The sequence below is a fragment of the Amycolatopsis sp. NPDC049252 genome (genome assembly GCF_043197175.1).
Taxonomy (GTDB): Bacteria; Actinomycetota; Actinomycetes; order Mycobacteriales; family Pseudonocardiaceae; genus Amycolatopsis.
Genome location: NZ_JBICSQ010000002.1, coordinates 475,980 through 501,970, shown reverse-complemented (window position 1 = coordinate 501,970; position 25,991 = coordinate 475,980). Strand labels below are relative to the sequence as shown.

The window sequence follows — 25,991 nt, the reverse complement described above, 5'->3', positions numbered from 1 at the left end:
TGGGCGAGCCGCGAGGACCGACCGGTAGCGTGCAGGCCGTGGCGCATGACGTTCTGCCTCCGGACCCGTTCGCGGACGACCCGGACGACCCGGCCCGCGCGTTCCTCGACAGCGAGGAACGGCTGGACGAGCCGATCAGCGACCAAGAACGCACCGAGCTGCTGGCCGATCTCTCGGATCTGGCCGTCTACCAGGCGCTTCTCGAGCCTCGCGGGGTCCGCGGGATCGTCGTGGACTGCGGCGAGTGCGACGAACCGCACTACCACGACTGGCACCTGCTGCGGGCGAGCCTGGAGCAGCTGCTGGCCGACGGGCGGATGCGCCCGCACGAGCCCGCCTACGACCCGAACCCCGGCGACTACGTCAGCTGGGACTACTGCCGTGGCTTCGCGGACGGCGTGACGGCGAACGAAAGCGCGTACTGAGCGCTCCCGACCGAACAAAAGAGCCCTGGTGAGCTTGCTCACCAGGGCTCTTTTCGGTCTGTCAGGGAGTGTCGCCGACGCCCTGCGCGGCCCCGCCCGCGGTCTCGCTGCGGGGTGAGGTGCCCGGGTCGTTGCCGCTCGCGGCCGTCGACGTCGGGGTGGTCGGCGGCGGAGGCGTGGGCGTGTCGGTGGTCGGCGGCGGGGGCGTCGGGGTCGGCGTCCCGGTGCCCGGGAGGCTGGTCGTGCCGCTGCCGCTGCCCGGGATGGACGTCGCCGAGCCGGCCGGCGGCACCTGCGTCGCCGAGCCGCCGGGCGGCACCTGCGTCGACGTGGTCTGGGTCGGGCCCTGCACCGGCGCTTCCGGATCGTGGAGCTGGGCGGCGAGCTGCCGGTGCTGCTCCATCAGCTGGTCGCGGTTGTCCTCGTCGCTGACCTGGGACAACGCGGTCTGGGCGTCCTGGAGGGCCTGGCGGGCGGTGGCGAGGTCGCCCCCGGCGAGGGCGAGGTTCGCCTTCTCGAGGTCGAGCTTCGCGTTCGCGGCCGCTTCGACCGAGTGGGTGTGATCGGAGTACAGGACCTTCGCGAGGCCCCAAAGCGTGTCGCCGGGTTCCGCGGAGCGCGCGGCCAGCCCGGTCCCGGTGAAGGCGATCGCCAGCACCGCGGCGGCGACGGCGACCGGGACGAGCAGCCTGCGGCGGCGTCCGCTCGAGGAGTGCCGCTGCGCGAGCGCGGCGGTGTTGACGGTGCGCACGGCTGTGTCGACGTCGACGAGTTCGGCCAGTGGCTCACTGTCGATGTCTCTTCGCCACGCCACCAGCAACGCGTTGAGCTCCTGGTCGCCGAGGCCGTCGGCCAAGGCCGGATCGGACCCGCCGAGCGCGTCGAGCAGCGCGTCGTCCGCCTGCACGGCCGTCAAGTCGGCGGCGAACTCCGCCTCCGAGCCCGACAGGCCATCGCCCCAGACGTCTTCCGGCTCGAAACCCTTCTCGTGACCGGTCACTCAGATCACCTCCTCCGCGGCCAGGACCTTTCTCAGCCGCGCGAGCGCGCGGTGCTGGGCGACGCGGACGGCGCCGGGGGTCGACCCCACGGCGTCCGCGGTCTCCTCCGCCGACAGGCCGACGACCACGCGCAACACCACGATCTCCCGCTGCTTGTCCGGCAGCACCTGCAACAACTGGGACATCCGCTCGTTCAGCTCACCCTGCAACGCCCGCTGCTCGGGACCGACGCCACCCTCGACCTCGTCGGGGATCTCGGCGACCGGTTCGGCGCGGTTGCGAGCCGCCGCGCGGTGCGCGTCGGCCACCTTGTGCTGGGCGATCCCGTAGACGAAGGCCAGGAAAGGGCGCCCTTGATCACGGTACGAAGGCAATGCCGTTAGCACCGCGAGACACACCTCCTGCGCAACGTCGTCCGCCGAAGCGAACGATCGCTCCTGCCTGCCAACCCGAGCGCGGCAATACCGCACTACCAGTGGACGGATAGCAGCCAGCAGCCGCTCCACCGCCTGGGGATCTCCCTCGACAGCAGCGGCGACCGGTTCATCCAGTCCATCCCCCACATTGGCCATCGCAGACAACAGTCCCAGTGTTACGTGTAGGCGAGCAAAGAGTGCGGCCCGCGGTTGCCCTCAGCCGCGCACCGGTGACCGCTACCGTACCTTCGGCCGGCCTCGGAGCGGCACGCGCGGTACTCCCGGGCGCGCCGCGCCTCCCGGCGCCGCGAAATACGGATTAGCTTCTGAAACCCGCGGTCGATGTCGTCGAATCAACGAGCGACGCGTGTCACGGGTACGAGTTCCCGTCGAGCGGACGGGTCCAGGGCGGCAGAGCGCCCCGGGGGCTGCCCCGAAGGGCGCCGGAGTGTGATGGGGACCACACAAGTGCGGGCCAGGGCGGTGCGCCCTGGCCCGTCGTCACCTGTATTCCGGCCGTGTCAGGATCGAGGAGAGTGCCGTGGAACCGGTCAGCTGACCAGGCCGCGGCGGAAGCCGTGAGCCACGGCCTGCGCGCGGTCGCGCACGCCGAGCTTGCGGAACAGCCGGCGGGCGTGGGTCTTGACCGTGTCCTCGGACAGGTACAGCTCGCGGCCGATCTGGCCGTTGCTCTTGCCCTGGCTCATCCCACGGAGCACCTGAAGCTCGCGCTCGGTCAGCTGGACGCCCGGGTCGGACGGCTGACGGGGCGCGGGCACCGAGGTACTCGCGAGGGTGTGGGCCAGTGCGGCGACCAGCTCCGGCCGGGACGCGTCCCAGCGGAGGTAGCCACGGGCACCGCCGGCGATCGCGGCGGCGATGCTGCCCGCGTCGTCGGGGGCGCCGAACACGATGACGTTCGCCTGGGGGTTCGCGGAGACGAGCCGTCGAGTGGCTTCGACACCTGTCGGGACCGCGCGTTGCGTCCCGACCAGCACGACGTCGACGGGCTGACGGGAGTACCGGGCCAGCAGCTCGTCACCGTGCGCTACGCAGTCGATGCGACTGACCCCAGGGACCGCGGACATCACTCGGGTGAGCCCTTCACGGACACTGCGTCGGTCGTCGCAGATCAAGACCGTCGTCACGGGGTTTCCTTCCTGCAGCCGGGTGACATTCCACTTCCCCTATCGGACGCTTTAGCCCGAACCTTGACACGATCCGGTGGCTTTTTTTGAAACTTCTTAGCCCGGATGCCGGAACACCCCATTCCGACGGCTCAACCACCCGGGGCGGGGACCCATGGTGAATCCTCCGCGATCCTCCTCCCGCAAGGATCTGCGCTTCGTAACACTGCGTGCAACACCTGGGCCACTCTGAATCGATACTCCTCGGCGTGTCCTGGGCGCAGGTCGGCCGCGACGAGGGCGGCCGGCCACAAAAGTGAAAGCAGTTCGCATTCTTCGGCCGTCGCCATTGCCTTTCCGACAAGGTCGTCCGAAATCTTCCGGTGATCGGGCGCCCCGGCCGCCCGCACGGCCACAGCCAGCACAATCCCGGATTTGACCGCGTGCCGCCGCGCCCCGCGCGCGACGGCGGTTTCGAATGCGCGCTCGGCGGGCGCCACGGCGGCGGCACCCTGACCTGCGGCGAGCTCGATCTCCGCGCCGACCCAGCCGCCCCGGACGGTCGCCCGCCACCCGGCGTGCTGGCCGGCGGCCCGTTGGGCCAGCCGCCGGGCGGCGGCGAGCCGGCCGAGGGCGAGGTTGTCGGCGGCCAGGCCCAGCAGCGCGTCGGCCCGGGCACCGGCGGCGTCCAGGCCGTCCGGGTCCGGCTCGGTTGTCAGGCCGGCGGCTCGCGCGAAAGCCTCACCGTCGAGCGCGCGGGCGTTCGCGTGGCCGCCGAGCTGCCGCCGGTGCGCCGCGAGGGTGCTGGCGGCAAGGGAGCCGAGAAGGGGGTCTTTCGCCGAGCGCAGCGGGCCGAGGAGGGTCGCGGCGGCCGCGTACCGGCCCTGGGCACCGAGGACGATCGCCGCGAGCAGGCGCTCCACCGGGCTCCGGGCGCCACGGAGGACGGCCGGATCGGGCAGCGGCTCACCCCCGAAGGCGGCGGCCCGCAGGGCGGGTTCGTGCACCCGTCCTTTCTAGCGGGTCCCACCGACAAGAACGTGATCGAAGTGGGCTTGGGCACGCGGCCGCTCCCCGAGGATGCCCCTCACGGCGTCCCAGGCGGGCCGTGGAGGGCTCGAGCCGGGCGGGCGCCGACCAGGACGTGCTCGATGCGGTCCGCGGCGCCTGGGAGGTCCGGGAGCAGCTCGACCTTCTCCGGCAGCGTGGCCGGGTCCCAGCCCGGGCCGCAGGCGAACAGCCTGCTGCGCTGACGGCCGCGGGAGACCCGCGCGAACAGGCGCGTGTCCGCCACCCCGCGCCGGTGGGCCCAGAGGACGATCGCCGCCGGGGCGCTGCGGCGCACCGCCACCGCCAGGACGTCGGCGGGCAGCGGCACCCCGAACAGCTGGGCGCCGATCCGGCGGCCGGCGAGCGACGCCGCGAGCGCGTACATCGGCATCGTGTCGCGTTCGTCCGGGGCGGCGCCGAGCAGCACCGGCCGGGTGTTGCGGGGCTCGTCCAGTACCGGGGTGGCGCGCACGAGGGCCGCGAACACGCACTCGGTGAGCAGGTACTCGACCTCCGCGCCCGCGCTGGCCCCGCGCCAGCGGGCACCGAGCGCCGAGAGCACCGGTTCGACGACGCCCGTCCAGGCGGGCAGCACCCCGAGCTCGGTGATGGTGTCGGCGAGCATGTGCTGCACGGCGTGGACGTCCATGGCGAGCGCGGCCGTGCTGAGCCGCCGGGCGAGCCGGGACCGGACCTCGTGGCCGTCGTCGGCCGGGTCGGCTTCGGGAGGCTTCCCGGGCTCCTCCGGCTGGGGCGGCCCGGAGCGCGGGATCTGCTCGAGGGCGTACCGCGCGGCCTCCGCCGTCGAAGCGCCGCTGAGGAGCGCTCGCTGCATCAGTTCCAGCCGGCCGATGTCGGAGGTGCCGTAGCGGCGGTGGCGGCCGTCCGTGTGGCGGCTGGGGCCCAGTCCGTAGCGCCGGTCCCACGTTCGGAGGGTGGACGGCGCGACCCCGAGCCGGCGGGCGACCGAGGCCACCGGCAGGGTGGGTTCTTCGGTACCCGACCCAGCTCCCACGAGCCTCAATATCCAGGCACTCACCCAGGTCGGCAACCGGAGGCAAAACCCCCGCTCACACATCCGGGGGATGCCTAACGGCTGACATCGCCCCGAATCGCTTGAACAACTATTGGCGCGCTTCTAACGTTACCGCCGTTGCACCGAATGGAGTATCGGCACCACAGCAGAGCAGCTAGCGGCATCGACCGAATGACGGAGGCGGGTCACGATGGCAGACACGCGCAGGCTCCCGGGCCCCAACGCCGACATGTGGGACTGGCAGCTGGAGGGGTCGTGCCGGGGGATGGACAGTGCGTCCTTCTTTCACCCGGACGGCGAGCGCGGCCCGGCGCGGGCACGGCGGGAGGCGAGGGCGAAAGCGGTCTGCCTGAGCTGCCCCGTCCTCGAAATGTGCCGCAGCCACGCGCTGGCGGTGCACGAGCCCTACGGCATCTGGGGTGGGCTCTCCGAGTCCGAGCGAGAGCACCTCATCAAGGCGGACAAGCGCACCCTCACCATGTCCGGCGGCTGAGGGGCCACGAACAACGGAGGGCGGCACCGGGTGGGGTGCCGCCCTCCGTGCTTCCCGGGGTGTTCCAGGTCCGGGACGGGAACGGGGCGGCACCCCTTGCGGGATGCCGCCCCGTTCTCGTGTCCGGACGTGCCGAGCGTCAGTGCGAGTGGCCGTGGCCCGCCGCGGCGGGCTCTTCCTCGGCCGGCTTCTCGACGATCGAGCTCTCCGTGGTCAGCACCAGGCGCGCGATCGAAGCGGCGTTCGCCACCGCGGACCGGGTCACCTTGACCGGGTCGACGATGCCGGCGGCCAGCAGGTCGGTCAGCTCGCCGGTGGCGGCGTTGAAGCCGTGCCCCCAGCTCTGCTCCCGCACCTTGTTGACGATGACGGCACCCTCGTGGCCCGCGTTGGTGGCGATCCAGAACAGCGGGGCGGACAGCGCGTCACGCACGATGCGGACGCCGGTCGCCTCGTCGCCCTCGAGGCCGAGGCCGCCTTCGAGCTCCTTGACCGCGTGGACCAGCGCCGAACCGCCGCCGGGCAGGATGCCCTCTTCGACGGCCGCCTTGGTCGCCGCCACGGCGTCCTCGATGCGGTGCTTGCGCTCGTTGAGCTCGGTCTCGGTCGCCGCGCCGACGCGGATCACCGCGACGCCGCCGCCGAGCTTCGCGAGCCGCTCCTGCAGCTTCTCGCGGTCCCAGTCGGAGTCGGTGGTCTCGATCTCCTTGCGGATCTGCGCGATCCGGCCCTGGATGACGTCCTTGCTGCCGCCGCCGTCGACGATCGTGGTGTCGTCCTTGGTGACGACGATCCGGCGGGCCTTCCCCAGCGAGCTCAGGTCGGTCTCGGACAGCTTCTGGCCGATCTCCGCGGAGATCACCTCGCCGCCCGTGACGAACGCGAGGTCGTCCAGGAACGCCTTGCGGCGGTCACCGAAGAACGGCGCCTTGACGGCGACCGCGGTGATCGTCTTGCGCAGCGAGTTCACCACGAGGGTGGACAGCGCTTCGCCGTCGACGTCCTCGGCGATGATCAGCAGCGGCTTCTTGGCCTCGACGACCTTCTCGAGCACCGGCAGCAGCTCGGCCAGCGACGAGACCTTCTCGCGGACGAGGAGGATGTAGGCGTCCTCGAGGATCGCCTTCTGCTCCTCCGGGTTGGTCGCGAAGTGCGCCGAGAGGAAGCCCTTGTCGAACTGGACGCCCTCGGTGATCACCAGCTCGGTCGCCAGGGTCGACGACTCCTCGATGGTGATGACGCCGTCTTCGCCGACCTTCTCGACGGCTTCGCCGAGCAGGGCGCCGATGTTGGCGTCGCGCGAGGTCACGGTGCCGACCTGGGCGATGCTCTCGCGGCCCTTGACCGGGGTGGCCTTGCTCTTGAGGACCTCGATGACCTTCGCCGCGGCGGCTTCGATGCCGCGGCCGATCGAGGTCGGGTTCGCGCCGGCCGCGACGTTGCGCAGGCCGACCTTCACCAGCGACTGCGCGAGCACGGTCGCGGTCGTGGTGCCGTCGCCGGCGACGTCGTTGGTCTTGGTGGCGACGCTCTTGGCGAGCTGGGCGCCGAGGTTCTCGAAGGGGTCGTCGAGCTCGATCTCACGGGCGACGGTCACGCCGTCGAGGGTGATGGTCGGGCCGCCGAACTTCTTGTCGAGCACGACGTGACGACCGCGCGGGCCGAGGGTGACCTTGACCGCGTCGGCGAGCTTGTTCACCCCGCGCTCCAGCGCGCGACGAGCGTCCTCGTCGAAACTGATCTGCTTGGGCATAGCGTGTTCCGCTTACCTTTCGGTGTCTTTGAAACGCAAGAACGCCCCGCTCCCCGGCGTTGTGCGGGGCCCGGGGCGTCATGCGCTGCGAGCGGACGTCAGTTGATGACGGCCAGCACGTCGCGGGCGGACAGGATGAGGTAGTCCTCACCGTTGTACTTGACCTCGGTGCCGCCGTACTTCGAGTAGATGACGACGTCGCCGACGGAAACGTCGAGCGGGACGCGGTTGCCCTTGTCGTCGATCCGGCCCGGGCCCACGGCCAGAACCTTGCCCTCCTGGGGCTTCTCCTTGGCGGTGTCGGGGATGACGAGGCCGGAAGCGGTCGTCTCCTCGGCCTCGCTCGTCTGGACAACGATCTTGTCCTCGAGCGGCTTGATGTTCACGCTCACCGGGTTGACCTCCACGGTCGTCGAAAGCGTTGGCAGGATGTGGTTACGGCTCTACCACCCCCGCCGTCGCGGGTGCCGGGGCTGTCGGGCCGTGCGATTAGCACTCTAGCCACGGGAGTGCCAGCTTCGCAAGGAGGGTGGTCCTAGGCCCGTGTCGCCCAGGTGGAGGTGCCCTGACCGGCCCCTTTGCGCACAACCCGGCAGCCGGGGACAACGCCCGGCTCTCCGGTGTCGAACCGTCGAAGACGAGGAGCGGCGACCACCCTTACCCCCGGCGTGAGTTTCTGGTTAGGTTCTCACCACCTGGCACCAGAACCCTGGGGGTTTATGCCCATGTCGTTTCGTTCGCTCTCCAGAACGGCGGCGCTGGCCGCTGCCGTCGCCCTGCTCGGTGGGCTCGCCACCGCGCCCGCCCGTGCCGCGACCACCGATCAGCGGCAACGCGACTTCGCCGCCGCGGCTGCCGAGTTCGGGGTTCCGCTCGACGTCCTGCTCGGCGTCTCCTACCTCGAGTCCCGGTGGGACTTCAACGGCGGGACGCCCAGCACCGCCGCCGGGTACGGGCCCATGCACCTCACCGACCTGCGGGAAGCCGGGGTCGCCGGTAGTCATCACGACGTCGGCAGCGAGGACCCGCGTGGGGACGACGCGCGGCCCGCGTTGCATCCGCAGGCCGGGCCCGACGTGCCGCCGCAAGCCGGGCTGCAGACCGTCGACGAGGCCGCGCAGCTGCTCAAGACCGACGCGAAGACCCTGCGTACCGACACCACGCAGAACATCCGGGGCGGCGCCGCGCTGCTCGCGAAGTACCACCTCGGCGAGAACCAGACCGACTGGTACGACGCCGTCGCGCGGTACGGCGGGGCCGACCAGACCGCCGGGCAGACCTTCGCCGACGAGGTCTTCGAGACCATCAAGAGCGGGGTGAGCCGGACCACCGACGACGGTCAGGAGGTCACCCTCGCCGCCACGCCGGACCTGCAGTCGCCCAAGCACGCCGAGGTGGCGAACCCGGCGAACGTCGAGTGCCCGCGGACCGTCACCTGCGAGTCCGCGCCGGCGCCCTACCAGGAGCTGCCGAACAACGACTACGGCAACCACGACCTCGCCGACCGGCCGGCGAGCCAGAAGATCGACCACATCGTCATCCACGACACCGAGGGCTACTGGGACAGCGTCCTCAAGCTCGCGCAGGACCCGACGTACGTGAGCTGGAACTACACCGTCCGCTCGGCCGACGGGCTGATCGCGCAGCACGTGCCGACCAAGGACGTCGCCTGGCACGCGGGCAACTGGTACATCAACGCCAAGTCGATCGGCATCGAGCACGAGGGCTTCGCCGCGAAGGGCACCTGGTACACCGAGGCGATGTACCGCTCGAGCGCGAAGCTCGTCGGCTACCTCGCGCGCAAGTACGACATCCCGCTCGACCGCGCGCACATCATCGGCCACGACAACGTGCCCGGCACGATCCCGTCGACGATCGCCGGCATGCACTGGGACCCGGGCCCCTACTGGGACTGGTCGCACTACTTCGACCTGCTGGGCGCGCCGCTCGGCGGGTTCGGGCTGCCCGGCTCGTCGCTCGTCACGATCGACCCGGACTTCGCGAAGAACCAGCCCGCCTTCACCGGCTGCGACTCCGCCGGAACGCCTTGCGCGCCAAGGGGTTCCGAGGCCGTGGTGCTGCACTCGGAGCCCTCCGAGTCCTCGCCGCTGCTCGTGGACGTCGGCCTGCACCCCAAGGGCACGCCGTCCACCATGGACGTCGCGGACGTCGGCAGCCGGGCCGCCACCGGGCAGAAGTACGCCGTCGCCGGCACCAGCGGTGACTGGACGGCGATCTGGTACCTCGGGCAGAAGGGCTGGTTCCACAACCCGCGCAAGGCGAGCGTCGCGAAGCCCGCGATCGGGCTCGTGGTGACGCCGAAGCCCGGCCTCGCCACGATTCCGGTGTACGGCCGCGCGTACCCCGAACCCGAGGCCTACCCGGCGAACCTCACGCCGCAGGCCATCACGCCGCTGCCGTACACGCTGGCGGCCGGGCAGAAGTACTCGTCGGCCGGGGTGGTCGGGTCGGAGTACTACTCGGCGACGACGTTCGACGTCGCCGACCACGTGGTGGTGAAGGGCAAGCTCAAGTACGTCCAGATCCAGTTCGGGCACCGGATCGCCTTCGTCAAGGCGGACGACGTCCGGTTCCTGCCCGCGTTCTAGCCAAATGCCGTGAAGGCCACCTCGAGGGACTCTGAGTCCCTCAAGGTGGCCTTCACGGATTTCAGGCGTCCAGCGCGACCTTCGCTCCAGCGGACTGCTCGGTGTTGCGGCGGGTCTTCGCCCAGCCGTTGCGGCCGCGGATCAGGCGGAACAACGCCCGCCACGACGTCACGTAGAACGTGTAGATGTACGCCGCGTAGGCGAAGCCCAGGCCGATGCCGCGCAGGATGTTCCTGCTGCGCAGGCACTTCAGCTGGTAGACGGGGCCCCAGACGAGGAACGGCAGCAGGCCGAACGAGCCATAGATGGCGAAGAGGATCCAGGCGCCGCCGGTGAACCACGTCCACATCTGCACCGGGTCGCCCGCGGTGCTGAAGACCAGCAGCAGGAACGGGATCGGGTACAGCAGCGACCCGAGCAGCTGCAGCCACGGCTGGGCGAGGTAGTACATCATCTCCGCCGCGCCGAGCGTGCTGACGTGCGGCGAGTCCCAGATCCGCCGCAGGTACCGCGCGCACTGCATGGTGCCCTGGCCCCAGCGGGTGCGCTGCACCAGGAACCGCCGCAGGCTGTACAGACCCTCCTGCGCCACATGGGAATCCGGGGTGAACCCGGTGCGCCAGCCCTCGGTGAGCAGGTGGACGCCGAGCTCGAAGTCCTCCAGCAGCGAGCCGCGCCACGGCTGCTCGTCGGGGCCGGCGATCGAGTCGAGCGCCGTGAGCCGGGTGAACTGGCCGTTGCCGCCCATCGAGATCGTGCCGGTGAACCCGCGTGACGTCTGGATCGCCGCGATCGCCGTCCGGAACTCCAGGTCCTGCAGCTGCGCCAGCTTCAGGCCGAACCAGCGGCCGGCCGGGTTGCGCGTCGGTGGCGGGGTCTCGACGTTGCTCATCCAGACGTCGAGCTGCACCGCGCCGATCCCCGGGTCGCCGAAGAGGTGGTCGGCCGCGCAGACCTCCAGGCAGTTCGGCGCCGGGCGGCCGTCGGCGTCGACCACCACGACCACGACGTCGTCGCGGTTCGCCTCCGGTCCCATCCAGTCGTTCAGGGCCCGGTAGGCCGCGTTGAGCGCGTCACCCTTGCCGGTCCGGGCTTCGGGCCGGACGCGCGGCACGAGGTGCAGGTACGGGTCGTAACCGCCGTGGCGCCGCCACAGCATCCGGACGACGCGGGCGGTGCGGTCCTCCGAGTCGTCGTCGACGACCCAGACGTGCGCGTGCCGGAACGTCGTGCGCAGGTAGCGGATCGTCTCGCGGATGACGGTCTGCTCGTCGCGGCACGGCACGAAGAAGTGCCAGGTGAAGTCGGCCGGGTCGCCGACCGGGGCGGGCTTGCGGCGCAGGTACGGCACCACGATCAGCACGACGTAGACCAGGAACGCGACGCTCATGGTCAGCGCGAACGCCTGGGTGATCGCCAGGAGGACCTTGACGCTCACGCGACGGCCTTCGGCTTGCGCGTCGCGAGCCACACGAACAGCACGAGCGAGACGGCGCCGCCGAACACGCTCACCATCGAGCCGAGCAGGGTGTGGCCCCAGTAGTAACCCTCGTCGGTGCCGTACTCGTGCACCAGCCCGACGATCGTGAGAATGCGCAGCTGGTTCACCAGCACGACGACGATCGCGGAAATTCCAAGGGAAAAGAAGAGCCGCTTCGCGTTGGCGGGGCGGAAGTACAGCATGGCCATAGTGACAACGAGCAGTGGCAGCAAAAGGAACGCCGACGAACATTCCGGCGTCATTCTCAACCCGAACGGAGTAGCGCCACTCAACCCAAAGTAAACAGATTCTCGATCGGGCGCTAAATAAACACCCGATGTAGTGATGACGTTGAGGATCGCGCCCGCGAGCCGTACTTCCAGTTCGCGGTAGAACCGCTCGGCCAGCACCAGCGCCACACCTGCGGCCGCCAGCGCTCCCAGCGCCACGACCAGCGGAAACTTCGTCATCCCTGCGTTCGGTGCGCTCGCTACGGCCACGACTTTCCTCTCGGAGACGATTTCTCGTTCAAGCTGCGGACCCCGGGCGAGCGTAAGTCACAACCGCCCCGCGGTTCCACCCGGAGGTGGGGTTTGGGCGGCCATTCGGCAGATTCGGCCGCGAACTTGCTAGGCCGTCCGGGTGATGCCGGATTCGACCTGGGGGAATGTTCCGTAGTACTACCCGATCCGGTGATTCGCCAAATTTGGTGTGCTATTCGCGGCGGTCTTGGCGATAGTCGATTCGCGTGCCGAATCGAGGCAAGCCGGATGCATCCGCGCCCGCAGTCACGTGAATCCAACCCCCGGGAAACTCAGCGAATTCGGAGGATCAGTTGATGAAGAGCTCCCTCGTGCGACGCGGCGGACTGCTCGCCGCGGTCGTGGCGAGCGTCGTGCTCGCCGGCGCCGCCCCCGCTTCGGCGGCCCCCGGCGACGGTTCGGCCTACGGCGTCAAGGTCAACGTGACGCTGCTCGGCCAGCCCGCCGTGAACGTCGGCCCGCTCGCGGCCGCCAGCACCGCCGGACCGACCACGAGCACCGTGGCCAGCGCCAACGCGGCCGGGATCCTGACCGCCGGCGTGATCACCGCCGAGGCCAAGCGCGACGACAACTCCGGCGCGGTGACGGCGAAGGCGACCACCGCCGACGTCGGCCTGCCGTTGCTCAAGGCCGCGCTCGGCACCGTCGGGATCAAGACCGTCGAAGCCGTGTGCACCGCCACCCAGGAAGGCGTCAAGGGCAGCAGCACGCTGGCCGACGCGAAGCTCGGCAGCATCGGCGCGGTCGACGCCAACCCGGCGCCGAACACCCAGATCAAGGTGGCCATCGGCCTGGTCAACGTGGCGACGATCATCCTCAACGAGCAGATCCAGAACAAGGACGGCAGCCTCACGGTCAACGCCCTCCACGTGAAGCTGCTCGGCGGGGTCGTCGGCGCGCTCGGCTCGGGTGACGTCATCGTGTCGTCGGCGACCTGCGGCCCGGCCGCGCCGCCGATGCCGCTGGCGTCCGGTGCCGGCCTGTGGGTCGGGCTCGGCCTGCTCGGCGCGATCGCGCTGCCGGTCGGCACGCGCATCCTCCGCAACCGCCGCACGGCCTGAGTGAGGCCCGGATGTACAAGATGCCGGGCGCGGGCGTCGGCGTGGCCGGTGGCGGGGTGGGCACCCTCGCCGCCACCGGCGCCGACATCGGGTGGTGGCTGGCCGTCGGCGTGCTGCTGGTCCTGCTCGGGACCAGCGCGCTGATCGCCGTCCACCGCCGCAACCGCCGTCTCTCCCAGGCGCGGGAGCACTGAGGCCGGGGCCGTCGGCGTGCGCCCCTCGCACGCCGGCGGCCTCGGGTTGAAATTTTCGTGGAGACTGGACGATGTGGAAAAGGGGCACCGCGGGGTGGATGTGATGTTGCTGGCCGGGACCCGCCCGGAAGCGCTCAAGCTCGCGCCGCTGGCACTGGCCATGGACGCCCACCCGGCGCTCCGGCCGATCCTGGTGCACAGCGGCCAGCACGCGGGCATGGTCGAGCAGGCGCTGCTGCCGTTCGGCCTGGTCGTCGACGAATGGCTGGACGTCCCGCCGCGCGTCACCGGCGGCCAGGCGGAGCTCGTGGCCGGCCTGCTGCCCGCCCTCGACGAGGCGCTGCGCCGGTGTGCCCCGGCCGCGCTGGTCGTCCAGGGCGACACGACGACGACACTGGCGGGCGCGCTCGCCGCGTTCTGGCTGGGCATTCCGGTGGTGCACCTGGAAGCCGGGCTGCGCACGCACGACCTCACCGCGCCGTTTCCCGAGGAGGGCGCGCGGCAGATGGTGTCCCGGCTGGCCGCGCTGCACCTGGCGCCGACCCTCGGCGCGGCGGCGGAGCTGCGCGCGGAAGGGGTGGCCCGCCAACGGATCGCCGTCACGGGCAACACGGTCGTCGACGCGGTGCTGGAGATCGCGGCCCGCGACCTCCCGGCGCGCGACACGGCGCTGGCGTTGCTGGAGATGGAGATCGCCGAGGCCGGCGAGCGGCTGGTGCTGGTGACCTCGCACCGCCGCGAGTCCTGGGGCGAGCCGCTGGAACGGACGCTGGCCGCGGTGCAGCTGATCGTGGCCGAGCACCCCGACGTCCAGGTGCTGTTCCCGGCGCACCCGAACCCGCAGGTCAGGGACCAGGTGGAGGCCGCGCTGGGCGGCTCGCCGCGGGTGACGGTGACGGATCCGCTGGAGTACCCGGACCTGGTCCGCGCGCTGCGGCTGGCGTCGCTGGTGCTGACGGACTCGGGTGGCATCCAGGAAGAGGCGCCGACCTTCGGTACGCCGGTGCTGGTCCTGCGCGACGTCACCGAGCGCGCCGAGGTCGTCGAAGCCGGTTGCGCCTGGCTGGTCGGCACGGACACGGCCCGCATCGCCGACACGGCGGCCCGGCTGCTTCGGGGCGAGCTGCGGACAGCGCAGGTGGGAAACCCCTACGGCGAAGGCAATGCGGCCGTCTTGGCGGTCGCGGCGATCGAGGAACTGCTGGGAGTCGGGACGCCCGCGCACCGGCACGCCGCGGCTTCGTAGGCCCAGACTCGTCGTGAGTGAGAAACAGTTTTCTAACACCTTTTAACACACACCCGCGGCCCTAGAGCGAGATGACGTTGACCGGGAGGGCCGGGTTCGCGCTGAAGTCCAGCGGCGCCGTCGGGCGCTTGGCCGCCACCACGTGGGCGCCCAGCGCCGCGATCATCGCGCCGTTGTCCGTGCACAGCCGGGGCCGCGGCACACGCAGCTCGATGCCCGCCGCCGCGCAGCGTTCCGCCGCCAGCGACGACAGCCGGGAGTTCGCCGCGACGCCGCCGGAAATGACGATCGTGCCGATCCCCTGCTCCTTCGCCGCCCGGATCGCCTTCGCCGTCAGCACGTCCGCGACGGCCTCCTGGAACGACGCCGCGACGTCGTCCACCGGGATCTCCTCGCCGCGCCGCTGAGCGCCTTCGACCCAGCGCGCCACCGACGTCTTCAAGCCGGAGAAGGAGAAGTCGAACTTCGCGTCACGCGGACCCGTCATGCCGCGCGGGAAGGCGATCGCCGACGGGTTGCCGTTCTTCGCGGCCTTGTCGATCGGCGGGCCGCCCGGGTACGGCAGGCCGAGCACGCGCGCGACCTTGTCGTACGCCTCGCCCGCCGCGTCGTCCACAGTGGACCCCAGCTCGGTGATCGACGACGCGATGTCGTCGACGCGCAGCAGCTGCGTGTGGCCGCCGGAGACCAGCAGCGCCAGGCACGGTGCCGGCAACGGGCCGTGCTGCAGCGTGTCCACCGCGATGTGCCCGGCCAGGTGGTTGACGCCGTAGAGCGGCACGTCCAGCGCCGTCGCGTACGCCTTCGCCGCGGAGACGCCGACCAGCAGCGCGCCCGCGAGGCCCGGCCCCGCCGTCACGGCGATGGCGTCCACATCGGACAGTGAGAGCCCGGCTTTCTCGAACGCGCGCGACGTCGTCGGGACCATCGCTTCGAGGTGCGCGCGGCTGGCGACCTCGGGCACGACACCACCGAACCGGGCGTGCTGCTCGACGCTCGAAGCGACCTCGTCGGCCAGCAGCTCGACCGCGCCGTCGTCGTGCAGGCGGACCAGGCCGACGCCGGTCTCGTCGCACGAGCTCTCGATGCCCATGATGATGCGCGACATCAGCCCGCCACCTCGTCTCGCGTCCGCGCCGGGCGGACCATCGTGTACGCGTCGGCGCCGGAAGGCTGGTAGTAGCGCTTCCGGATGCCGAGCCGTTCGAAGCCGTGCGTCTCGTACAAGCCGAGCGCGGTCGTGTTGTCCGTGCGGACCTCGAGGAACACCGGCGCCTCGAACTCGTCGGCGCGGTTCAGCAGGGCCCGCAGCAGCGCCTTGCCGATCCCCTGGCCCTGGTACTCGGGCGCGACGCCGATGGTGTGCACGGTCGCCTCGTACTCGCCGCGGCGCCGCCCGACGACGGCCAGCCCGCCGTAACCGAGCACCTCGTCGCCGTCGTCCGGCCGGGCGGCCAGGTAGAAGTGGCCGATGTCCAGCTCGGAGTGGAACGCGCGGGCGCTCCACGGGTCGTCACCGGGGAAGAGGATCTGCTCGATCTCGACGCACCGGGTGATGTCCTTGCGGCGCAGGGGATCGAGTCTCACGGCGTGGTCACCCGTTTCGGCGCCGACGGCTCCGCGGCGTCGGGGCGCCGCAGGTACAGCGGCGTCAGCGGGGCGGGCGTCTCCTTCGCGAGCAACGCGCTCCGAGCGGCTTTCACCAGGCCGGCGGCCGACGGGAACCGCGGCTCGATCGGCTGGACGTCAAGCACTTCGCCGTACAGGATCGCGCCGTCGCCGGCCGCCGCCTTGACGCCGGTCTCGAGGTCGGCCGGGCGCTGGACGCCCGGGCCGTCCGTGCGGACGCCGGACGCGTCGTAGGCCGCCCAGTAGACCTCGCGGCGGCGGGCGTCGGTGAGCACCAGGAACGGCTTCCCGTCCGGGACGACGTCGGCGGCGATCGCGTCGAGGCTGCAGACCGGGTACACCGGGACGCCGAGCGCGTGGCCGAAGGCGGCCGCGGTGGCCATGCCGGCGCGCAGGCCGGTGAACGGCCCGGGGCCGACACCGACGACGATCGCGTCGAGGTCCTTGAGGGTGACGCCGGCCGCTTCGGCCGAGGCCAGGGCGTGGGGCGTGATCAGCTCGCCGTGGGCGCGCGGGTCGACGGTGACGCGGTCGCCGCGCGTCTCGACCCGGTCGCCGTCCACCGCGACGACGCCCGCGGTGACCGCCGGGGTCGAGGTATCGATCGCCAGTACCAACACGGTGTCCCAGCCTACGACCAGGCCCGGATGTCCTTTTTAGCGACCCTGCGCGGGCCCGGGCCCTGCTGTGAAACCGGTCGCTGCGAGGGGCAGATCCGCACGGTAACGTGCAAATCGGGGTTCGCAGGAGCGAGTCCCCCGAGCTGGAGGTCCCCGCGGTGCCCGACCCGTTGTTCCCCGCCCTCACGTCAGCCTCGGGCAAAGAAGCCCTCCGCTTCGGCGATCACGCCCTCACCTACGCCGAGCTCGCCGCCGTCGCCGGCAGCCTCGCCGCCGAACTCCCCCGCGGCCGCGTCGCCGTCTGGGCGACCCCGACCCTGCACACCAGCGTCGCCGTCGTGGCCGCGCTGCTGGCCGGCGTCCCGGCAGTGCCGGTCAACCCGAAGATCGGCGAGCGCGAACTCGCGCACATCGTCGCCGACAGCGAGCCGCAGCTGGTGCTGGCCGAGCCGGGCGTCGAGCTGCCCGCCGGGCTCGCCGGCCTGCCGCGGCGCGACATCCCGCTGACCGGCCCGGCGACACCGCTTAAGGAAGAGCCGGACGCCGAGGCGCCCGCGCTGATCGTCTACACGTCGGGCACCACCGGGCCGCCGAAGGGCGTCGTCCTCCCCCGGCGCTCGATCGCGACCACGCTGGACGCCCTCGAAGACGCGTGGGCGTGGACCGCCGACGACGTCCTGGTGCACGCGCTCCCGCTGTTCCACGTGCACGGCCTGATCCTCGGCATCCTCGGCCCGCTGCGCCGCGGCGGCTCGGTCCGCCACCTCGGCCGGTTCTCGACCGACGGCGTCGCACGTGAGCTGAAGGCCGGCGCGACCATGATGTTCGGCGTCCCGACGATGTACCACCGCATCGCCGGTGAGGTCGGCGGCGACGGCGCGCTGGCCGACGCGCTGCGCGGCGCGCGGCTGCTCGTCTCGGGGTCGGCGGCGCTGCCGGTGCACGACCACCAGCGGATCACCGAGGCGACCGGCCAGCAGGTCGTCGAGCGCTACGGCATGACCGAGACGCTGATGAACACGAGCGTCCGCGCGGACGGTGAACGCAAGCCGGGCACGGTCGGCGTCCCGCTCGGCGGGGTCGACCTCCGGCTGATCGGCGACGCCGGCGAGGTGATCGACGACGTCGAGACCGTCGGCGAGATCCAGGTGCGCGGGCCGAACCTGTTCACCGAGTACCTCAACCGCCCGGACGCCACCGCGGCCGCGCTGGCCGACGGCTGGTTCCGCACCGGCGACATGGCCACCCGCGACGCCGACGGGTACGTCAAGATCGTCGGGCGCAAGGCGACCGACCTGATCAAGAGCGGCGGCTACAAGATCGGCGCGGGCGAGATCGAGAACGCGCTGCTGGAGCACCCGGGCGTCGCGGAGGCGGCCGTCACCGGCGAACCGGACGACGACCTCGGCGAGCGGATCGTCGCCTGGATCGTCCCGGAGGGCGCGCGGCCGTCGGCCGACGAGCTGGCCGACCACGTCGCCCGGCTGCTCGCGCCGCACAAGCGCCCGCGGGTCGTCCGGTACCTGGACGCGTTGCCGCGCAACGACATGGGCAAGGTCATGAAGCGGGCGCTCGGTGACTAGGCGGCCGGCGCGCGAGGTCGTCGACGCGATTTCGACCGGCTTCGAGGAGTTCACGACGCCGTTGCGCGAAGAGCCCGCCGACGGGCCGATCGACTGGCCGGGTTACCGCGAAGCACGCTCCGCCGCCGAAGAGCGCACCGGCGAAAAGGAGTCGGTCGTCTGCGGGACGGCGAAGATCGGCGAGGCCGAAGCCGTCGTCATCGCGTTCGAGTTCGGCTTCCTCGGCGGCTCGCTCGGGCAGCGCACCGGCGACCGGATCGAGGCGGCGTTCGCGCACGCCCGCGACGCGCGGCTGCCGGTGGTGTCGCTGGTCGCGACCGGCGGCAGCCGCATGCAGCAGGGGATGCGCGCGCTCATGCAGCTGCAGCGGGTGGCCCGGGCGGCGGCCCGGACGCGCGCGGCGGGTGTCCCGCAGATCGCGGTGCTGCGCGACCCGACGACCGGCGGCGGCTGGGCGACGCTCGGCGCGGGCGCCGACGTCATCCTCGCGCTGCCCGAGGCCCAGGTCGGCTTCGCGGGCTCGCGGGTGCGTCCGTCCGGCTCGCCGGAGGCCTACACGGCCGAGGCGAAGCTGGCGTGGGGCCAGGTCGACGCCATCGTCGAACCGGCGGACCTCGGGACGGCGCTGGAACGCTGGCTGCGGCTGCTGACGTCCCCGTCGAATGCTGCGGCACCACCGCCAGGTGCGTTGCGCGAGGCCTCGTTGCCGGACACGGGCTGGGAGGCGGTCCAGGCCGCGCGTTCCCCGCGCCGGGCCCGGGCCGTCGAGTACCTCGACGCGTACTTCGACTGGCGCGAGGACATCAGCGGCGACCGCTGCGGCGGCGTCGACCCCGGCGTCCGCTGCGGCTTCGGCTGGCGCAACGGCCGCACGATCGCGTACGCGGCCCAGTGCGGCACGCCGACGTTGCCATCGGGCTTCCGCACGTCGGCCCGCCTGGTCCGCCTCGCGTCCCGGCTGGCCATCCCGGTGCTGACCCTGGTCGACACCCCGGGCGCGGCCAACGACGCGGCCGCCGAGCAAGCGGGCGCGGGCGGCGCGATCGCGGACCTGTTCGAGGCGGTCGCGACGGCGGTCGCTCCGGTGACGACCCTGGTGATCGGCGAGGGCGGCTCGGGCGGCGCACTGGCGTTCGCGGCCCCGGGCTCGACCTGGGTGACCCCGGACGCGTACTTCTCGGTGACGTCACCAGAGGCCGCGGCGGCGATCCTGAAGCGCCCGGCGTCGGAGGTCCCGGCCCTGGCCAACCAGCTGCGCCTGCGGCCGCAGGACCTGGTGCAGCTGGGGGTGGCCCGAGCGGTGGTCAGCCCGGCCGAAATGCCGTGAAGGCCGTGCGCCACGTGCTGCGGCGGCGGGCGCAGGTACTGCCGGAAACCGCGGGCCCGCAGCCGGAGGTCGAAGTTCCGGCCCTCGATGTGCCACGCGGGCTCCGGACTGCCGCCGGGCGGGGCGAGGCGGTGCAGGTCCACGATCTCCGGCGACTCGTGGATCGGCCCGAGTTCGCCGGTGATGTGCCACGCCTGCTCGAACACGAGCGTCGCCGGCGCGATCCAGAACGTGAAGTACTTCTCCGGCGGCCCCGGATCGGCCCAGCGGACGATGTGGTTCAGGTCGCCTTCGGCAAGCCGGACGGCGCGTGCGTCACGAGCGGGCCAGCTCCGGGACCCGGTCGGCCCAGGTCCCGTGCGGCTCCAAGCTCACCTCGCGGACGTCGTCCTCGCGGCGGTCCAGCCGCACCACCAGGTAGTCCGACGACAGGCGCTCCGCCGAACCCTCGCCCCACTCGACGACGATCGCCGAGCGTTCCAGGTCCGTGTCCAGGTCCAGGTCGTCCAGCTGGGACAGGTCGCCGCCGAGGCGGTACGCGTCCACGTGGACCAACGGGACTCCCGCGACGCCGGACGGGTGGACGCGGGCCAGGACGAACGTCGGGCTGCTGACGCGGCCGCCGACGCCGAGGCCGTCCGCGATGCCGCGGGTCAGCGTGGTCTTGCCCGCGCCGAGGGGGCCGGCGAGCAGGACCAGGTCCCCCGCGCGCAGGGAACGGCCCAGAGACCGCCCGAACTCCATCGTTTCTTCGGGCGTCGGGAACACAAACGTCAACGTTGCCACCACCAGTTCCGCCGGGACGAGTCTTCGCCGTCCACACCGGAACAGCGTTGCAGTAAGTCGATCAGGTGGCTGTTCACCAGCTCGGGCTGCTCCAGCAGCACCATGTGCCCGGCGCCGCGCACGCGCACCAGCTCCGCGTCGGGCAGCTCGGACGCGATCCGCTCGGCGTGCGCGAACGGTGTGAAGCGGTCCGAATCACCGCCGATGACCAGCACTTCCGCGTGCTTCAACCCGGCCAGCGCCGCGTAGCGGTTGTGGCTGCCGAGCGTGTCGACGAAGTTCACCAGGCCACGCACCGGCGTCACTTCCAGCATCTCGAGCATGAAGTCGACGAGCCGGGGCGCGACGTCGCGGCTGCCGAACGCCAGCCGCCGCACGGCCTGCCGGGTCAGCTGGCCGCCCGCCGCGCGGACGAACTCCACCAGCCCTGGCTGCCAGCCGGCGAGCCCGCCCGCGGCGCGTGTGAGCGGGTTGTACTTCGAGAGCAGCGATCGCGGCAGCCCGCGCGCCCCGACCTCGCCGGCCGCCGTCGCGATGAAGGCGACCCCTTCGACGCGCTCCTCGAACAGCTCGGGGAACTCCGCGGCGAGCTCCATGATCACCATGCCGCCCATCGAATGCCCCATCAGCACGATGGGCCCGTCGGGCACCACGGACCGCAGCACGACGTCGAGGTCGCGCGCCAGCTGCTCGATCGTCGAGTTCTCCGCCGACGCCGCGCCGGACAGGCCGTGGCCGCGGTGGTCGTAGTAGACCTGGCGCACGCGCGGCAACCGCAGCGTCGCGAGGTCGCGTCGCTGGAAGTGGAAACAGCGCCGCGAAAGCGCGAAGCCGTGCACGCCCACGACGGTCAGGTCCGGTTTTCCGCCGTCCTCCGGGTCGATCTCCTCGACCGAAAGCGGCGTGCCGTCGTCGGCCGCGACCGTGGACGCGCGGTCGGGCTTCAGCTCCCCCAGCGGCTCGTCCACGTACGGATCCTCACTGTGCCGCCGCTGCTGCGCGGCGACGATAGCGGCGGCGGCGGTCCCGGTGGCGATGGCCCCGACCCCGCCGGCGATGGCCAGCAGTCGACGTGAAGGTGTCACGAGCCCGCTCCCAGATACCGGCGCCGCACCCGCGGGCGGTACATCGACGTCACGATCTCGTAGTCGATCGTGCCCAGCTTGTCGGCCCACTCCCGCGCGGTCGGCTCGCCCTTCGTCCCCGGCCCGAACAGGACGACCTCGGCGCCGACCGCGGGCTCGTCGGCACCGCAGTCCACGATCAGCTGGTCCATGCAGACGCGCCCCACGACCGGACGCCGTTGCCCGCCGAGCCAGACGTCCATCCGGCCCGACAGCGAGCGCGGCACGCCGTCGGCGTAGCCCGCAGGCACCAGGGCCAGGTTCGTGTCGTGCGACGCCGTCCAGGTGTGCCCGTAGGACACCGATTCCCCGGCTTCGATCCGCTTGACGAGCACGACCGCGGACCGGAACGTCATGGCCGGGCGCAGGTCTTCGGCCTGCGACACCGGGTTGAGCCCGTACATCGCGATCCCGGGCCGGACGACGTCGAAGTGCAGATCCGGCCGGGTCAGCACGGCCGCGGAGTTCGCCAGGTGCCGCTTCGGGTCGAGCCCGGCGGCGCGGGCGACGTCGTAGGCCTCGGCGAACCGCTTCGCCTGGGCGTCGATCGAGGGGTGGCCCGGCTCGTCGGCGCAGGCGAGGTGCGACCAGATCGCGACGACGTCCACGCGCGGCTCGGCCGCAGCCGCGGAAACCAGCTCGGCCCAGCCCGACGGCGGGCAGCCGTTGCGCGAGAGGCCGGTGTCGATTTTGAGGTGCACACGGGCCTGGGTACCCGCGGGGACGGCGGCGGCGATGCGACGTAGCTCACCGACCGAGCTGGCGGCCAGGTCGACGCCGGCCTCGACGCCCGCGGCGAAGTCGACCTCCGGGACGTCCAGCCAGCTGAACAGCCGGGCCGTGATCCCGGCGCGGCGCAGGTCGAGGGCCTCACCGAGGGAGCAGGTACCGAGCCAGCTCGCGCCGGCCTCGACCGCGGCGCGCGCCACCGGCAGCGCGCCGTGGCCGTAGGCGTCGGCCTTCACCACGGCCATCACTTCGGCGCCGGGCGCGCGGGCACCCAGCAGCGTGAGGTTGTGGCGGATGGCGTCGAGGTCGATGTCGACCTGGGCGCGGGGAGAACTGGAGGGCGTCATGACGCCCTCCAGTTTCCCATGACCCGAGGTCAGGACAGGCGCGCCCCGGACTTGGCGGAGAACACGTGCAGCTCGTCGGGCCGAATGCGCAGGTGCAGGGTGTCGCCCATGGCGGGCGGCGTGCGCGGGTCGACGCGGGCGACGATGTTGGACTTGGTGCCCTCGGCGTCGGTCTCGGCGAGCTTGCCGTAGACGTAGGCGTCCGAGCCCAGCTCCTCGACCAGTTCCACCTTGATCGGCACCGAGCCCTCTTCGGTGGCCGACACCTCCAGCGACTCCGGCCGGAAGCCCACCGTCACGGTGTCACCCTCGGCGGCGGCGATGATCTCGCGGGACAGCGGCAGGCGCGCGCCACCCAGCTCGGCGCCGTCGGCGGTGAGCTTCGCCGTGACGAGGTTCATGGCCGGCGAGCCGATGAACCCGGCGACGAAGGCGTTCGCGGGCCGGTCGTAGAGGGCGCGCGGGGTGTCGCACTGCTGCAGCAGGCCGTCCGACAGCACGGCGACGCGGTCACCCATCGTCATGGCCTCGACCTGGTCGTGCGTGACGTAGACGGTCGTGACGCCGAGACGGCGCTGCAGCGCGGCGATCTGCGTACGCGTCGAGACACGCAGCTTCGCGTCGAGGTTCGACAGCGGCTCGTCCATCAGGAAGACCTGCGGCTCGCGCACGATCGCGCGGCCCATGGCGACACGCTGGCGCTGACCACCGGAGAGCGCCTTCGGCTTGCGGTCGAGGTAGTCCTCGATGTCGAGCAGCTTGGCCGCGTCGAGCACCTTCTGCTTGATCTCGGACGCGGGGCGCCCGGCGATCTTCAGCGCGAAGCCCATGTTCTGCCCGACCGTCATGTGCGGGTAGAGCGCGTAGTTCTGGAACACCATCGCGATGTCACGCGAACGCGGCGGCAGCTGCGTGACGTCGCGGTCGCCGATCCAGACGGCGCCGTCGTCGATGTCCTCGAGCCCGGCGAGCATCCGCAGGCTGGTCGACTTGCCGCAGCCGGACGGGCCGACCAGCACCAGGAACTCGCCGTCGGCGATCTCCAGGTCCAGCGCGTCGACCGCGGGGCGCTCGGAACCGGCGTAACGCCGGGTCGCCTTGTCGTAGGTGATGGAAGCCATCGGTCAGTCCTCTCCGAAAGTGCGCCTGACCCCGTACGCGGCTTCGCGCGCTTCGAGGTGGCGTTGCTGGATCCGGTGGCCCTCGGCGCGCTGCGCCTCGGTCGGCTCGTCCAGCTCGAGCCGCGTCTTCTGATTTCCTTGCCAGGACGGGGGTTCCGCGCTGGACGTCAGGGCCCACGCCGCCTGCCGCGCCGCGCCGATGGCGACGTACTCGGCGACTTCGGGCAGCTGCACGGGCACGCCGAACACGAGCGGCGCGACCGCGCGGACGGCGGCCGACTGCGCGCCACCGCCGATCAGCAGCACGCGGTGGACGTCGAGACCGTGCGCGCGGACGGCGTCCAGACCGGCGGCCAGGCCGCACAGCATGCCTTCGACGGCGCTGCGCGCGAGGTTTTCGGGCGTCATGTTCGCCCGGGTCAGGCCGGTCAGGGAGCCGGTGGCGCCGGGGAGGTTCGGGGTGCGCTCGCCGTCCAGGTAGGGCAGGAACGTGAGGCCGCCGGCGCCGGGCTCGGCCCGCAAAGCGAGCCGGTCGAACTCGCTCAGCGTCGCGCCGAGCATCGCGGCGGTCGAGGTGAGCACGCGGGCCGCGTTGAGCGTGCAGGCCAGCGGGAGGAAGCGGCCGGTGGCGTCGGCGAACCCGGCGACCTCGCCGCTGGCGTCGGCCGCGCCGGTCTCGGCGACGCCGAACACGGTGCCGCTGGTGCCGAGCGACACGACGACGTCACCCGGCTGCAGTTCGAGGGCGAGCGCGGCGGCCATGTTGTCGCCGGTACCGGCCGAGACGAGCACGCCGTTCTTCGTGTGGCCGGCGGCGTCGGCCGGGCCGAGCACGGTCGGCAGCTCGGGCGTCCGGCCGCCGAAGGCGTGCGCGAGGACGTCGAGGCGGTAGGCGTTGTCGGACGGCGAGAAGTAGCCGGTGCCGGAGGCGTCACCGCGGTCGGTGACCGGGTCGCCGCCGGTGAGCTTCCAGGTCAGCCAGTCGTGCGGCAGCATCACGCGGGCCACGCGATCGGCCAGCTCCGGCTCGTGGTCGGCCAGCCAGCGCAGCTTCGTGACGGTGAAGCTGGCGACCGGCACCGAGCCGACGGACTTCGCCCAGACGGACGGCCCGCCGAGCTCATCGATCAGGTCGAGCGCGGCCTGCGCCGAGCGGTTGTCGTTCCACAGCAGCGCGGGCCGGACGACGTCGTCGTTCTCGTCGAGGGTCACCATGCCGTGCTGCTGGCCGCCGATGCCGATGGCCTTGACGTCGTCGAGCAGGCCGGTTGTGGCGGTTTCGAAGGCCTCCCACCAGGCCGCGGGGTCGACCTCGGTGCCGTCCGGGTGCGGCGCGCGACCGGTGCGGACGATCTCGCCCGTCCCGGCGTCGCACACGACGACCTTGGTCGACTGCGTGGACGAATCGATGCCGGCCACCAGCTCAGCTGTCATACGGCTGCCCCTCCTCGACGTGTTCGACCATCTCGATCGCGGTACCGGCGTTCAGCGCGGCCTCGATCTCCTCGGTCGGGGTGGTCTCCCCGGTGATGAGCAGGTCGTAGTCCCCGACGTCACCGTGCGCGTAGGTCGCGGTCCGGCCGAACTTCGAGTGGTCGACGACGAGGACGGTGTGGTTCGCGACCTTCAGCGCGGCCTTCTTCAGCTCCGCGTAGTCCCGATCGGGGTGGTAGAGCCGCCCGACGGCGACGGCCGTGACGGACACGAAGGAAACGTCGGCGCGGATGCTGTCCAGCAGGTTGAGGACCTCGGGCCCGGCGCAGGAGTCGTACTCCTGGCTGTAGCGCCCGCCGGCGAGCACGACGTCGACCTTCGGGCCGAGCAGCCGCGCGGCGTGCAGCGAATTGGTGACGACGGTGAGCGCGTCGATCTCGGCGAGCCGCTTGACCAGCGGAAGCAGCGTCGTGGAGTCGTCGACGAAGACGGTCTGCCCCGGCTGGACGTGCTTCGCGGCGGCTTCGCCGAGGGCCTCTTTTTCGCCGTGGTGCAGGGTGTCGCGGAAGCGGGCGGCGGTCTCGATGGTGAGCGCCGGGTAGGCCTCGACCTTGCCGCGAAGCTTGCGCAGGAGCCGTCGTTCGGCCAGGTCGTCGAGGTCGCGGTGCATGGTCATCAAGCTGACCTTGAAGCGGGCCGTGAGGTCGTCGATCCGGGCTTCGCCCTGCTCGATGACGTGGTCGAGGATGTCCTGCCGCCGCTGCTCGACGGCAGCGTCGGACGGCCGGGTCTTCCGGTCTCCAGACGCTGTGCCGCCGCTCACACGGCCTTCTTACCAGATTTATGGCCCAGAGTTAA

The 25,991-nt window shown here is 71.8% G+C and carries 26 protein-coding genes; 8 read left to right on the top strand and 18 right to left on the bottom strand.

Translation table 11 applies throughout. The features are described 5' to 3' along the window. Positions 1–29: 29 nt before the first annotated feature. The gene (locus ACGFMK_RS05380; protein WP_392758586.1) at positions 30–425 is read left to right on the top strand and encodes a DUF5319 domain-containing protein; all 396 of its coding nucleotides are present in this window, start codon (positions 30–32) and stop codon (positions 423–425) included. Between the two features lie 61 nt (positions 426–486). Here ACGFMK_RS05380 and ACGFMK_RS05375 read toward each other — a convergent pair whose 3' ends face one another. The 5 genes from ACGFMK_RS05375 to ACGFMK_RS05355 form a co-directional block, all read right to left on the bottom strand. Then, complete coding sequence (locus ACGFMK_RS05375; RefSeq protein ID WP_392758584.1) at positions 487–1,425, bottom strand: anti-sigma-D factor RsdA; 939 nt, start codon at positions 1,423–1,425, stop codon at positions 487–489. Next, positions 1,426–1,998 (bottom strand): sigma-70 family RNA polymerase sigma factor, encoded by a 573-nt coding sequence (locus tag ACGFMK_RS05370; protein ID WP_026468912.1) that lies wholly within the window; start codon positions 1,996–1,998, stop codon positions 1,426–1,428. A gap of 395 nt (positions 1,999–2,393) precedes the next feature. Further along, the gene (locus ACGFMK_RS05365) at positions 2,394–2,990 is read right to left on the bottom strand and encodes a response regulator transcription factor (protein WP_003073605.1); all 597 of its coding nucleotides are present in this window, start codon (positions 2,988–2,990) and stop codon (positions 2,394–2,396) included. A 131-nt stretch (positions 2,991–3,121) separates the two neighbouring features. Continuing rightward, a complete protein-coding gene (locus ACGFMK_RS05360) occupies positions 3,122–3,976 on the bottom strand; it encodes a hypothetical protein (protein WP_392758581.1) in 855 nt (284 codons plus the stop codon). Positions 3,977–4,056: 80 nt separating this feature from the next. Further along, positions 4,057–4,995 carry a MerR family transcriptional regulator gene (locus ACGFMK_RS05355; RefSeq protein ID WP_392758637.1) on the bottom strand — a complete coding sequence of 313 codons (939 nt, stop codon included), beginning with the start codon at positions 4,993–4,995 and terminating at the stop codon, positions 4,057–4,059. 250 nt (positions 4,996–5,245) lie between these two features. On the opposite strand from ACGFMK_RS05355, the gene ACGFMK_RS05350 reads away from it, so the two are divergent. Continuing rightward, positions 5,246–5,548 carry a WhiB family transcriptional regulator gene (locus ACGFMK_RS05350; RefSeq protein WP_323329581.1) on the top strand — a complete coding sequence of 101 codons (303 nt, stop codon included), beginning with the start codon at positions 5,246–5,248 and terminating at the stop codon, positions 5,546–5,548. Positions 5,549–5,687: 139 nt separating this feature from the next. On the opposite strand, the gene groL is transcribed toward ACGFMK_RS05350, so the two are convergent. After that, positions 5,688–7,301, bottom strand: a complete 1,614-nt coding sequence (gene groL, locus ACGFMK_RS05345) for a chaperonin GroEL (protein ID WP_392758579.1) — start codon at positions 7,299–7,301, stop codon at positions 5,688–5,690. A 98-nt stretch (positions 7,302–7,399) separates the two neighbouring features. Then, complete coding sequence (gene groES / locus ACGFMK_RS05340) at positions 7,400–7,693, bottom strand: co-chaperone GroES (protein ID WP_007031106.1); 294 nt, start codon at positions 7,691–7,693, stop codon at positions 7,400–7,402. A gap of 327 nt (positions 7,694–8,020) precedes the next feature. Here groES and ACGFMK_RS05335 point away from each other — a divergent pair, with 327 nt between their 5' ends. Then, positions 8,021–9,910, top strand: a complete 1,890-nt coding sequence (locus tag ACGFMK_RS05335) for an N-acetylmuramoyl-L-alanine amidase (protein ID WP_392758577.1) — start codon at positions 8,021–8,023, stop codon at positions 9,908–9,910. A gap of 61 nt (positions 9,911–9,971) precedes the next feature. Here ACGFMK_RS05335 and ACGFMK_RS05330 read toward each other — a convergent pair whose 3' ends face one another. Next, positions 9,972–11,300 (bottom strand): glycosyltransferase family 2 protein, encoded by a 1,329-nt coding sequence (locus tag ACGFMK_RS05330; RefSeq protein WP_392758635.1) that lies wholly within the window; start codon positions 11,298–11,300, stop codon positions 9,972–9,974. Between the two features lie 44 nt (positions 11,301–11,344). After that, positions 11,345–11,860: an exosortase P gene (gene xrtP, locus ACGFMK_RS05325; protein ID WP_392758633.1), complete on the bottom strand. Its 516-nt coding sequence runs from the start codon at positions 11,858–11,860 to the stop codon at positions 11,345–11,347. A 368-nt stretch (positions 11,861–12,228) separates the two neighbouring features. Here xrtP and ACGFMK_RS05320 point away from each other — a divergent pair, with 368 nt between their 5' ends. The 3 genes from ACGFMK_RS05320 to wecB all read left to right on the top strand — a co-directional run bounded on the left by ACGFMK_RS05320 (position 12,229) and on the right by wecB (position 14,433). Then, positions 12,229–12,993 (top strand): choice-of-anchor P family protein, encoded by a 765-nt coding sequence (locus ACGFMK_RS05320; RefSeq protein WP_392758575.1) that lies wholly within the window; start codon positions 12,229–12,231, stop codon positions 12,991–12,993. A gap of 11 nt (positions 12,994–13,004) precedes the next feature. After that, positions 13,005–13,187, top strand: a complete 183-nt coding sequence (locus ACGFMK_RS05315; protein ID WP_392758574.1) for an LPXTG cell wall anchor domain-containing protein — start codon at positions 13,005–13,007, stop codon at positions 13,185–13,187. A 94-nt stretch (positions 13,188–13,281) separates the two neighbouring features. Then, the gene (wecB, locus tag ACGFMK_RS05310; protein ID WP_392758573.1) at positions 13,282–14,433 is read left to right on the top strand and encodes a non-hydrolyzing UDP-N-acetylglucosamine 2-epimerase; all 1,152 of its coding nucleotides are present in this window, start codon (positions 13,282–13,284) and stop codon (positions 14,431–14,433) included. 61 nt (positions 14,434–14,494) lie between these two features. Here wecB and tsaD read toward each other — a convergent pair whose 3' ends face one another. From tsaD to tsaB, 3 genes are read right to left on the bottom strand one after another with little or no spacing between them, the layout of a single operon-like run. Continuing rightward, the gene (tsaD, locus tag ACGFMK_RS05305) at positions 14,495–15,541 is read right to left on the bottom strand and encodes a tRNA (adenosine(37)-N6)-threonylcarbamoyltransferase complex transferase subunit TsaD (RefSeq protein WP_392758571.1); all 1,047 of its coding nucleotides are present in this window, start codon (positions 15,539–15,541) and stop codon (positions 14,495–14,497) included. Further along, complete coding sequence (gene rimI, locus ACGFMK_RS05300; RefSeq protein WP_392758570.1) at positions 15,541–16,020, bottom strand: ribosomal protein S18-alanine N-acetyltransferase; 480 nt, start codon at positions 16,018–16,020, stop codon at positions 15,541–15,543. Before rimI ends, tsaD begins: the two co-directional genes overlap by 1 nt. Continuing rightward, a complete protein-coding gene (gene tsaB / locus ACGFMK_RS05295) occupies positions 16,017–16,682 on the bottom strand; it encodes a tRNA (adenosine(37)-N6)-threonylcarbamoyltransferase complex dimerization subunit type 1 TsaB (RefSeq protein WP_392758569.1) in 666 nt (221 codons plus the stop codon). Before tsaB ends, rimI begins: the two co-directional genes overlap by 4 nt. A 158-nt stretch (positions 16,683–16,840) precedes the next feature. Between tsaB and ACGFMK_RS05290 the strand changes: the two genes are divergently transcribed. Then, positions 16,841–18,265 carry an acyl-CoA synthetase gene (locus ACGFMK_RS05290; RefSeq protein WP_392758568.1) on the top strand — a complete coding sequence of 475 codons (1,425 nt, stop codon included), beginning with the start codon at positions 16,841–16,843 and terminating at the stop codon, positions 18,263–18,265. Beyond that, positions 18,258–19,592, top strand: a complete 1,335-nt coding sequence (locus ACGFMK_RS05285) for a carboxyl transferase domain-containing protein (protein ID WP_392758566.1) — start codon at positions 18,258–18,260, stop codon at positions 19,590–19,592. Before ACGFMK_RS05290 ends, ACGFMK_RS05285 begins: the two co-directional genes overlap by 8 nt. Before the next feature lie 315 nt (positions 19,593–19,907). Here ACGFMK_RS05285 and tsaE read toward each other — a convergent pair whose 3' ends face one another. From tsaE to ACGFMK_RS05255, 6 genes are read right to left on the bottom strand one after another with little or no spacing between them, the layout of a single operon-like run. Beyond that, positions 19,908–20,369, bottom strand: a complete 462-nt coding sequence (gene tsaE / locus ACGFMK_RS05280) for a tRNA (adenosine(37)-N6)-threonylcarbamoyltransferase complex ATPase subunit type 1 TsaE (RefSeq protein ID WP_392758564.1) — start codon at positions 20,367–20,369, stop codon at positions 19,908–19,910. After that, complete coding sequence (locus ACGFMK_RS05275) at positions 20,366–21,463, bottom strand: alpha/beta fold hydrolase (protein ID WP_392758563.1); 1,098 nt, start codon at positions 21,461–21,463, stop codon at positions 20,366–20,368. The genes tsaE and ACGFMK_RS05275 overlap by 4 nt, the downstream gene beginning before the upstream one ends. After that, on the bottom strand, positions 21,460–22,578 hold the full coding sequence (alr, locus tag ACGFMK_RS05270) for an alanine racemase (protein WP_392758562.1): 1,119 nt from the start codon (positions 22,576–22,578) through the stop codon (positions 21,460–21,462). The genes ACGFMK_RS05275 and alr overlap by 4 nt, the downstream gene beginning before the upstream one ends. A 29-nt stretch (positions 22,579–22,607) precedes the next feature. Continuing rightward, positions 22,608–23,699: an ABC transporter ATP-binding protein gene (locus tag ACGFMK_RS05265; protein WP_392758560.1), complete on the bottom strand. Its 1,092-nt coding sequence runs from the start codon at positions 23,697–23,699 to the stop codon at positions 22,608–22,610. Between the two features lie 3 nt (positions 23,700–23,702). Continuing rightward, on the bottom strand, positions 23,703–25,133 hold the full coding sequence (gene xylB, locus ACGFMK_RS05260) for a xylulokinase (protein WP_392758559.1): 1,431 nt from the start codon (positions 25,131–25,133) through the stop codon (positions 23,703–23,705). Next, a complete protein-coding gene (locus ACGFMK_RS05255) occupies positions 25,123–25,956 on the bottom strand; it encodes a DeoR/GlpR family DNA-binding transcription regulator (protein WP_392758558.1) in 834 nt (277 codons plus the stop codon). Before ACGFMK_RS05255 ends, xylB begins: the two co-directional genes overlap by 11 nt. Positions 25,957–25,991 lie beyond the last annotated feature (35 nt).

Bases quoted from the DNA above. Each gene is read 5' to 3' on its own strand.
- ACGFMK_RS05370 (WP_026468912.1), bottom strand. From the start codon at position 1,998: ATGGCCAATGTGGGGGATGGACTGGATGAACCGGTCGCCGCTGCTGTC.
- ACGFMK_RS05350 (WP_323329581.1), top strand. From the start codon at position 5,246: ATGGCAGACACGCGCAGGCTCCCGGGCCCCAACGCCGACATGTGGGAC.
- groL (WP_392758579.1), bottom strand. From the start codon at position 7,301: ATGCCCAAGCAGATCAGTTTCGACGAGGACGCTCGTCGCGCGCTGGAG.
- ACGFMK_RS05335 (WP_392758577.1), top strand. From the start codon at position 8,021: ATGCCCATGTCGTTTCGTTCGCTCTCCAGAACGGCGGCGCTGGCCGCT.
- ACGFMK_RS05330 (WP_392758635.1), bottom strand. From the start codon at position 11,300: ATGAGCGTCGCGTTCCTGGTCTACGTCGTGCTGATCGTGGTGCCGTAC.
- xrtP (WP_392758633.1), bottom strand. From the start codon at position 11,860: ATGACGAAGTTTCCGCTGGTCGTGGCGCTGGGAGCGCTGGCGGCCGCA.
- ACGFMK_RS05320 (WP_392758575.1), top strand. From the start codon at position 12,229: ATGAAGAGCTCCCTCGTGCGACGCGGCGGACTGCTCGCCGCGGTCGTG.
- ACGFMK_RS05315 (WP_392758574.1), top strand. From the start codon at position 13,005: ATGTACAAGATGCCGGGCGCGGGCGTCGGCGTGGCCGGTGGCGGGGTG.
- tsaD (WP_392758571.1), bottom strand. From the start codon at position 15,541: ATGTCGCGCATCATCATGGGCATCGAGAGCTCGTGCGACGAGACCGGC.
- alr (WP_392758562.1), bottom strand. From the start codon at position 22,578: ATGACGCCCTCCAGTTCTCCCCGCGCCCAGGTCGACATCGACCTCGAC.
- ACGFMK_RS05265 (WP_392758560.1), bottom strand. From the start codon at position 23,699: ATGGCTTCCATCACCTACGACAAGGCGACCCGGCGTTACGCCGGTTCC.
- xylB (WP_392758559.1), bottom strand. From the start codon at position 25,133: ATGACAGCTGAGCTGGTGGCCGGCATCGATTCGTCCACGCAGTCGACC.